Origin of the sequence: Anaerocolumna xylanovorans DSM 12503 (genome assembly GCF_900143645.1) — a bacterium.
Classification (GTDB): Bacteria; Bacillota; Clostridia; order Lachnospirales; family Lachnospiraceae; genus Anaerocolumna; species Anaerocolumna xylanovorans.
The window spans coordinates 187,742-196,968 of record NZ_FRFD01000010.1; the positions used below are offsets into that span (position 1 = coordinate 187,742).

General features: G+C 38.0%; 11 protein-coding genes. 1 reads left to right on the forward strand and 10 read right to left on the reverse strand.

The window, feature by feature from the left end:
* Window positions 1-37: 37 nt before the first annotated feature.
* Entirely contained in the window at window positions 38-733 is a 696-nt protein-coding gene (locus BUF11_RS17290; protein ID WP_073590111.1) for a response regulator transcription factor, read from the reverse strand.
* Window positions 734-1,062: 329 nt separating this feature from the next.
* Here BUF11_RS17290 and BUF11_RS17295 point away from each other — a divergent pair, with 329 nt between their 5' ends.
* Window positions 1,063-1,710: an Ig-like domain-containing protein gene (locus BUF11_RS17295; protein WP_073590112.1), complete on the forward strand. Its 648-nt coding sequence runs from the start codon at window positions 1,063-1,065 to the stop codon at window positions 1,708-1,710.
* 112 nt (window positions 1,711-1,822) lie between these two features.
* Here the strand turns inward: BUF11_RS17295 and BUF11_RS17300 are convergent, their stop codons facing one another.
* From BUF11_RS17300 to BUF11_RS17345, 9 genes are all read right to left on the reverse strand, one after another.
* Complete coding sequence (locus BUF11_RS17300; RefSeq protein WP_073590113.1) at window positions 1,823-3,298, reverse strand: flotillin family protein; 1,476 nt, start codon at window positions 3,296-3,298, stop codon at window positions 1,823-1,825.
* Between the two features lie 94 nt (window positions 3,299-3,392).
* Window positions 3,393-3,932, reverse strand: a complete 540-nt coding sequence (locus BUF11_RS17305; RefSeq protein WP_073590114.1) for an NfeD family protein — start codon at window positions 3,930-3,932, stop codon at window positions 3,393-3,395.
* A gap of 178 nt (window positions 3,933-4,110) precedes the next feature.
* A complete protein-coding gene (locus tag BUF11_RS17310) occupies window positions 4,111-5,646 on the reverse strand; it encodes an ABC-F family ATP-binding cassette domain-containing protein (RefSeq protein ID WP_073590217.1) in 1,536 nt (511 codons plus the stop codon).
* A gap of 582 nt (window positions 5,647-6,228) precedes the next feature.
* A complete protein-coding gene (locus tag BUF11_RS17315) occupies window positions 6,229-6,456 on the reverse strand; it encodes a hypothetical protein (protein ID WP_073590115.1) in 228 nt (75 codons plus the stop codon).
* 85 nt (window positions 6,457-6,541) lie between these two features.
* Complete coding sequence (locus tag BUF11_RS17320) at window positions 6,542-6,943, reverse strand: DUF6557 family protein (RefSeq protein ID WP_073590116.1); 402 nt, start codon at window positions 6,941-6,943, stop codon at window positions 6,542-6,544.
* A gap of 14 nt (window positions 6,944-6,957) precedes the next feature.
* Window positions 6,958-7,284 carry a hypothetical protein gene (locus tag BUF11_RS17325; protein ID WP_073590117.1) on the reverse strand — a complete coding sequence of 109 codons (327 nt, stop codon included), beginning with the start codon at window positions 7,282-7,284 and terminating at the stop codon, window positions 6,958-6,960.
* A gap of 550 nt (window positions 7,285-7,834) precedes the next feature.
* Window positions 7,835-8,119 carry a hypothetical protein gene (locus BUF11_RS17335; protein WP_073590119.1) on the reverse strand — a complete coding sequence of 95 codons (285 nt, stop codon included), beginning with the start codon at window positions 8,117-8,119 and terminating at the stop codon, window positions 7,835-7,837.
* 151 nt (window positions 8,120-8,270) lie between these two features.
* Window positions 8,271-8,621, reverse strand: a complete 351-nt coding sequence (locus tag BUF11_RS17340; protein ID WP_073590120.1) for a hypothetical protein — start codon at window positions 8,619-8,621, stop codon at window positions 8,271-8,273.
* A gap of 11 nt (window positions 8,622-8,632) precedes the next feature.
* Window positions 8,633-9,088 carry a hypothetical protein gene (locus tag BUF11_RS17345; RefSeq protein WP_073590121.1) on the reverse strand — a complete coding sequence of 152 codons (456 nt, stop codon included), beginning with the start codon at window positions 9,086-9,088 and terminating at the stop codon, window positions 8,633-8,635.
* Between the last annotated feature and the right edge of the window lie 139 nt (window positions 9,089-9,227).

A 9,227-nucleotide genomic window follows, 5' to 3' on the forward strand; every position in this document is an offset into this window, starting at 1 on the left:
TGACCCCAAATGAATCATTCTCTTTTCCCTGATAATGTCAGGCTTCTTCCACCTCAAACTTATAGCCCACTCCCCAAATGGTCTTGATATTCCATTCCGGATGTTCTATCGCATCAAGCTTCGCCCTAAGACGCTTTATATGGGAATCTACCGTTCTGCTGTCCCCGAAATAATCAAACCCCCATAGACTGTCCAGCAGGTTGTCTCTGGTAAATACCTTATTGGGATTTTTTGCAAGGGTCCACATGGTTTCGATTTCTTTCTTCGTAAGTGACATTCTGTTACCATTTATATGTAAGGTATATTCATCCAGATTTATTGTCATATTACATATCGTAATTATGTTTCCTGCTTTCACATCTTTATCTGTCTTGGTCATCCTGCGAAGGACTGCCCTTACTCTTGCCATGACCTCGCTTGGGCTAAACGGCTTTACGATATAATCGTCTGCACCGATGTCAAGTCCCATGATTTTTTCAAAGTCTTCGCCTCTTGCTGTGATTAAAAGCACCGGCACATTGGATACTGCACGAATCTTTCTGCATACCTCATAGCCGTCTTCCTTGGGCATCATAACATCCAAAAGCACTGCTGCCGGATTATATTTTTCGAATAAGCGAAAAGCCTCTTCTCCATCACCTGCAATTACCGGTTCCAGCCCTTCTTTTTTAGAATAAGCTGACAAAACATCCGTTATGTCCTGATTATCATCGGCAATTAGTATGTATTGCATTTTATTTCCTCCAATATCACTCTAAGCTTTCGTCTCAACACTTTGTTTCATATACATTTTATTATATCTGTCTTACAAGCTAAAAACAAGTGGAAAAGTCAGTATAAACAAAATCGTAATGTCCGTAAGAAAAAATTAATATTTTGACATGATTCTGACAAATAAATAGATTATTTTATAATCGTACATACTAAGGTACAGTATATTCCTATATTGATTTCTGTCTTTCATAGGAGTATTGCAAACAGACCGTCCGAATATGCTTAAGAGGTTATAGGAAGCCACCTTTACTTTCTATAACACGGCCTGTTATCAAGGAGGATAATGCCATGAAAACAAATTTATGGAAGAAATGCCTTCTGGCATTTGGCATGTTTTTATTTTTAACTGTGCTATTGCCGCCCGTATTCGGTAATACATTAGTTGCCAGTGCATCTACCATTGACGAAAATCAAAGTGACATCAAATTAAATGTCAAGAGTAAGTCCCTTGTAAAAGAGTCTACTTTCAGCTTAAAACTTTACAATGTTACAGACAGTCAGAAAGTTTCCTACAAATCAGGCGCCTCATCCATTGCTACAGTTGATGATACCGGTCTTATTACCGCAGTTGATTATGGAACAGCCATTATCACTGTTACCGTAAAAGACGGCTTAAAAACAGTTGCCACTCTGGAATGCGAGATCACCGTTGGCCCTCCGGCCTTAAGTGTAAAGCTTACCAAGTCGGAATTAACCCTTGTAGCAGGCGATAAAACTTCCTTAACAGCTATTTTGAAACCAAACAATACTGTAGAAGAAGCCCGGTTTTGGAGTAATGATTCTACAATCGCAACTGTAAGTGTTGGCGGAAGAGTTACTGCAAAATCTGCTGGTGTGACTTATGTCTTTGTTGCAATCGGGAATGGTAAATACGATTACTGTAAGGTTACCGTACTGGAAAAAGCGGATGTAACCCCTACAGAATCTGCACAGTAATAAGAATAAAAATTGTAAATGCACCTCCTATCGAGGTGCATTTTTATGTTTATCCAATTCCTATGCACACCGCATCCTGCTTGCGGTAATGCCTTAAATCATGACAACGTCATTACACTTCCTTATACTCTGTTGTTACTTCCTCTGGCTTATCTGTCTCGTCTTCCGCTTTTTCTTCCTTACCCTCTTTTAAAGTACCAGTTTGTGAAAGATTATTCTTAATGGTTTCTATAAAGTTGATACCTGTTACAGCTTCAATGGTTTCCGGAAGCTGCGTAATAATATCGGTTACATAGCCGGATACCTTCGAGGCACCGGAACCTCCTTTTCCGCTTCCATTGTCAATAATAACAATCTTTTCTGTCTTTGTTAAAGGTTCAGCAACGGCTGCAGCAATATCCGGTAACTTTTCAATAATCATCTGGGTTACAGCCGCATCATTATATTGCTTATAGGCTTCTGCCTTCTTAACCATTGTCTGTGCTTCTGCGGTACCCTTTGCAAGAATGGAGGACGCTTCTGCTTCACCTTTAATCCTAATAGCCTCTGCTTCCGCTTCTGCCTTGATTTTAATCGACATACTGGCAGCTTCCGCTTCTTTTAACTCTGAGTACTTTTTGGCATCTGCTTCCTTGCTGATACGATAGTTCTCTGCATCTGCTTCTTTATTTACAGTAGCAAGCAATTCCTTCTCACGCCTGATGGCTTCTTTGTCCTGAATTTCCGCTTCTTTTTCCTTTTTCGTAAGTTCTACGAGCATGGCAGTTTCGGTTACTTCCTTATCCACCTTGTTTTTCTGGATTTCATAGGCGGAGTCAGCCTTTGCTTTTACAGTTTCCTGCTCCTGACGGTAGCCCTGAATCTTTAATTCCTTTTCCTTATTAGCTTCTGCCACGTGGGTTTCCGCTACAATCCTTGCTTCTTCTCCAAGTCTTTCCGCTTCTGCTACCTTAATCTTTGTTTCCCTTAAGGCTTCTGCTTCCGCTATGGCTGCATTTTTCTTAACCTCTGCTATGCGCGGCTTACCAAGTGCCTCCAGATAGCCATTCTTATCGGATATATCACGGATAGTAAATGCCTTCAATTCCAGTCCCATGCTGGCAAGACCCATAGCTGCCACTTCCTGGACCTGAGAAGCGAACTTTTCCCTGTCTTTATAAATCTCTTCTACAGTCATCTTAGAAATAATTTCTCTTAGCTTGCCTTCCAGTACATCCTTAGCAGTATCCTTTATGATTTCGATCGTCTGCTGTTCCCTGCCGGTATTAAACTGCTCCACGGCATTTAGAATGCTGTCCTTGTCGCTCTTTACCTTAATAACCGCAACACCGTCTGCCCGGATATCAACCCCCTGCTCTGTTCTGGCTCCCTCCGTACGGATTTCAATTTTCATGTTTTCCAGGGAAATCTTATCCGCCCTTTCCAATAACGGTACTACGAAACCGCCGCCGCCGGATATTACTCTTTTTCTAAGACCTGATACAACGACTGCCTTATCCTGGGAAACCCTTTTCCAGGTAGTGGTAATTACCAGAGTAACCAAAATAATTGCCCCTACAATAATTCCCGCAATAATGATAGCTTCCATTTCCTTATTCCTCCTATTAACGTGTACTCCCATTACTGCCCTGCTTTAAGCAAGCACTATGGTTTCCTAATTTATATCAGATACATTTTTTGTATCAGATATTCTCAGTGGATGTTACGTAAAATACATATCCTTCAATCCAGCAAATGGCTACATTTAATCCTGCCTTTAATTCTCCGCCATCAATTGATTTGGCAGGCGAGGCATAGCTGTTCCCGTTAATAACATATCTTATCTCTCCAAATCCCTGCTCAAAAATGGTTTCCGATACCACCGCCGGAAGTCCTATCAGATCATGCGCTTCCGGTGTACTGGTGTTTTGGGCTTTTTTAAGAGGTGTTACAATGAAGTGCTGCACCAGGAAACAGATAATAATTCCTGACACCGCTGCTATTAACAATATAAACAGCCATAGCAGTCCCGGAGCATAATCTGTTAACAGCCATCCGATTCCCCCGAATATTGCCGTAAACAAAACGAAAACAACAGGACTTAACGGAAGCGCCAGTGAGCTTCCCCCAAAATCCAGATTTAACCCATCAATGCCCACAATATCAAATACGCTTCCTAAAAGAAAGGATATAATTATTAAAGCAATACCAACGAAAAAACACACCTGGAATAGTAAAAGCACCTTAACACCTCCTATATGGTAATATCATATTCCTTTACCATTAATACCATATTACACAAAAATTAAAATTTGATTAGAAGTATCCTTTATACTATTGTACAAAGAAAACATTTTGATGTCAATTTTATCCACATTTTCTTTTGCAGATTTATCGAAAAGCGAGTATTGACCACTTACTCTACAATGCCTTTTCGATGTTAATGATCCGCTGCGCCAAGTTCCGGTAAAAAGCTTCCTCGTGGGAAACCAGCAGCACCGTGCCGGGAAACTCTGCCAGGGCACTCTGCAGGGACTCCTTTGCCTGTATATCAAGATGATTTGTCGGTTCATCCATAATCAGAAAATTGCAGGGCTTAATGGTAAGCAGGCACATTTTGACCTTTGCCTGTTCTCCACCGCTTAATGTAGCTATTTCCTGCATTGCATGCTTACTTAAAATTCCGCAGCGGGCCAGATGTTTCCGCACCTCTTTCATTAAAAGTGAAGGATAGGCATCTAAGACAAGTTGAATTGGTGTTCGCGTCCCGTCCTCCCATGCCAAATCCTGTTCATAATATCCAAGTGCCACCTGTTCAGAGAAAGAGAACTTTCCTTGCAAGGCCGGAATTTGCTGTACCAGCGTTTTAAGCAGTGTAGATTTTCCAATCCCGTTGAAACCTGTGACAACGACTTTTTCTCCGCCTTTAATAGAGAAATTAAGGTCTGACAAGACCGGATAGTAATACCCCACAGACAGATGTTTTACAGTCAAATGTTCAGCCGGTGTCAGGGGGAGTCCCGCAAAGCCAAAAAATGGTTTAATCTCTTTTTGTTCCAATACGTCCATCTTATCCATCCGGTCAAGCTGCTTTTGTCTGCCCCTTGCCATTTTAGATTTTCGTCCCGCAATATTCTTGCGGATAAATTCCTCGGTTTTTTTAATCTCCTTTTGCTGTGCAGAGTACTGTCTGATATAATCTTCCCGTAAAAGTGTTTTCTTTTTCAGAAATTCCGAGTACGTGCCGTAATACTTTGTAATCTTTTCGTTATCTATATCACAAATACGGGTTGCGATTTTTTCCAAAAAGCCGTAGTCGTGAGAAATTACCATGAAAGCATTTTCAAGGTTAGTAAGGTAGCCGGCAAGCCAGGTAACATGCTCCTTATCCAGAAAATTTGTCGGCTCGTCAAGAAGCAGGACATCAGGCTTTTCAAGCAGCAGCTTAGCCAAGATGACCTTTGCGCGCTGTCCGCCGCTCATTTGTGCAATAGGACGCTCCAAGCCAATAGAGAGCAGCCCCAAACCGGCTGCGACCTGTTCGATGTAAGAATCAATCAGATAAAAGTCCTTTCGTTCCAATTGTTCCTGATACTGTGCGGCAAGCTCCAAAACCTCCATTTCTCCAGCAGCGGCCCTCGAATAAAGCCCGTTCATTTTTTCCTCGACCGTGTACAAATCAAGAAATGCCGATTTCAAAAAGGTCTTCACTGTCATTCCTTTTTCTATCTTGGCATACTGATCCAGATAGCCGGCGGTGACTTTGGGCTGCCACACCACCCGGCCTGTGTCGGGAATAATTTGTTCAGTACATATTTTAATGAGAGTGCTTTTCCCAGTTCCATTCTGACCGACAATGCCGATATGTTCTCCTTTGTTTAATGATAACTCTGCTCCTCTAAAAAGCAGGTTATCGCCAAATGAATGTGATAACTCCGTAATTTCTAATAAACTCATAATTGCAACAATCCTTTCTGTCCTATGTTTTCTTTTCGATGTTTTCTTTTCTATATTTCCTTTTCTACGTCTTCTTATTTGGTTCTCATCTTCTGTCATAACGCTGCTCTCTGATCCCCTTATTCTTAACCGGTACCGCTTAACAGCAAATAAAAAAAGCAGAAAGTAAGGATACAGATACTGTATTTGCCTTCTGCTATGCAGCAAAATCAATGATTTCCTTATATAGCAAAAGGCTATGGGCAAAAAACATTGCCCATAGCCTTTTGTGTAACAAATACCAACGGAAAAAAGAGCAAAAAACCAGGTGCCTTTTTATGGCCGCCTAATTTATTACTCCGTTTTCCGATGAATATAAATCCTTAGGATTTGCTAAGCTCTGTACAGTGTTTCATCGGATTGAATTGTACAGAGCTGATTCTCCTTGTCAGTTGATCTGTTATATAAAAGCTCATGGCTTATCTCCTTTTATTACACATTATGCGCATTATGATAGCACCATGGCCTTCATTTGTCAATACGTGGCCAAATTCCCCTGAATAGAACATATAAATCCACCTGCCAGAATCAGAAATGAAGCAATTATAATTGAAATACTTGGGAACACCTTTTTATCTTATCCTTTTTCAAGGCAACAATAGCAGCCATCAAAGCAGTTATACTGATTATTACCATTACACATAAAACAGGAAAAGCTGTATCGTAATTAAGTACATTTGCCTTTATAAAAGTGGACAATCCTACAGAAATCATATATAAACTTAATGAAACTATGCCAATTTTACTATGAACTTTTAAAACAGCCTCCATATTGTCCAACCTCCGTATTAATTTGAATTCAAACCTCAAAAGAGTTTTTTCTTAATAAGGGCTTTATTCGATTATAAGTATTTATTCACCATTGAATTTCCCATAAAATATGGGTAATTATCTGTGAGTATGAAAATTTCTCTAGGGTTGTTGAATCAACAAAATAGCCTAACAATTCTTCGTATTCCGATGATGCTATTGAATACAGACCATCATACTGGTCATCTTCCCCACAAACATCAAACATTAAAGTATTATCATTGGTATCGAAATCCTGTATTACAACATCCTCTTTGCTCTGCTCATTTTCCTTCAGAACTCTTATAAATAATACCATATTATTTGAATTGCTTTTAAATGGTATATTTCTTAGTTTAGTGTATACATGTTTCAGCTTTTCCATATGCTCATCGCCATAATGAATTTTTATTTCTTTTGCTACTGACTCATAATCTGTATGCAAAATAATATCTCTAACTGTTATCATAATAATATATCTCCTTAATGCGTCTTTTCAAAAACTTCCCCCAAAATTTCTCCGCTCTTGGTTTTGTTGCCTAACAATCTATAAGTTCCTCCCGCTCCTTTAACCTTAACTTCATACATAAATCCTTTTATTCCGTTTCCACTTAATTTTTTTATACCATTCGCCCCTTGCTTTCCTGGATATTTCGCTATAGATTTTAAAAACTTTTTAGCTACAGCTTCATCAACCTCTTTATCCATTTGTTTTAAAGCTTTTTTAGAAATCATTATGTATATCAGATTTTTCCTTATCGCTGCCTGCCTTAATTGATTAGCTTTATCGCTAAGCGTAAAGCTAATCAATTAAGGCGGAACATCCTTTACATAAAATTCTATGTATTAGTAATCTATATAAATAGAAATAGCCACTAATCGAATTTTTTATCAATGGGTGGCTATTTCAAACTTATTTTATTCTTTAGGTTTACAAATGTAATCTTGATTACTCAATTACAAAATATTCATCAAATGGTTCTCCATTCAACAAATATAACTGTTTATACCAACCAACTTTCTCTTCACATATATAAATATCAATGGTAATAGCTATACGTTCTTGTGAAAAATCTGGCAAGTCAATCTCATATAAAATCTTATCAAATTTTGTAATAACATTTTTTTCCCATCAGGAAACACTGTTATATATTCTTCATAGTCTTCATTTGAATAAATTTCGAAACAGTTCCAAAACATCTCTAAAGTCCTGCTTAAAGCATTGTTGTTATCACACCATTTTTTAATCAAATCTGTCAATTGATACACCTCCGTATCCCCTAAAGGTTTGTTCCTTATGTATAGCCGATGTTACGGAAACTACGCCCCAACCATACAGTCGAACCGGAACAAATGCAGGTTATATCCTCGTCAATAAAAGAATTCCGTCTATAATTACCATAATAATTCCTATGATAATTAATGTACCATTGACTATTTTATACTTTTCATCACCGAAGGGAGATTTTACAACTATCATTTTTGTAATAATTCCCCACACCCCTACAACAGTAAGTCCAATACCCCAGCTTGCAAGACGACCATGAAAAAATGCATTTATATATGGCGTAAAATAAAAAACATGTATATAGGCATATAAAATAACCAGTAATATATTTATGGTCTTAAGCATGAGTTTTTCCATAATCAAATCCTCATTTCTTTATGATTTAATCATTAATGTAATTTATTTGAGCGAATAGGTCATCGTCAAATTTAAAAGAGCTGAAGAGTCTTTAGATATTTATGAAATCATATGTTCCTATCTTTATTTGGATTATCAAAGTGGCTCTAATTTAACCTTTACATTTTTTACTTATAAATACCCCCTTAATTGGATCATCACTAGTTGCATCAATAACGGCCTGATATGTGCCGTAGATAGGTATTAAACCTGCTAACCATTTTATTGTCTCTTGTTTATCTTTTGGAAGTTGCCCCATAACAGCATCACCTATACCTGTCCCCAAATCATCTGAACCAGGTGTAAAAGCATCTACCGCAGATTTCCATATTCTTTCTGCTAAAGTTGGAACTTTATCAACATTTTTCAGTATTTTAGCAACTTTTGCAACTGAAGCAATATCTGATATGGCACCTACTCCAACTTTTGTCCAATTCCAATATTTATCGTATTCGTGATTCATATCTAATAATATTAAATCTGCGATACTACCATTCTCGTATTATGAAGATAACCAGAGCCTCTAAATAATTCTCCATCATTACCACCCTTATTTCCCAAATTCTTATAATTATTAGAATCTTTTTTATTAAAATAAGTTTCTGGGGAGCTGCCATTATATTTTTCTAGGGTTCTACTACCAAACGCAGATTCATGTGCAACTTCGCCTAGAAAAAATGCAATACGAAGAGGTGTAGTTATATCATATGCTTTCAAAACTCTATTTAATTTTGCTAAATTTGACTTTCTTTTTTTCGCAGTTGATCCCATATAAAAACCAAAATTATCTAAATTTTTTAGTGTAACTAAATTCTTACTTTTAACCGTCCCCTTACTTTTATTTTTACCTATCCCCTGTGTTGAATTTGATTTAGGTTCATATTGATCAGGTATACCATTATTATTATAATCACCTGGCACATATGACACATTACCATTGCCCATCCCATGATCAAAATTATAACAGCAGAGAAAGAAAAGTCAGTATCTATCACTTTTTTCTTCTCTGCTGTCGCTATTGATTGTTTATTCTGGTTAGTCCATGGAAGTTAGGATGAAATATCCCCCC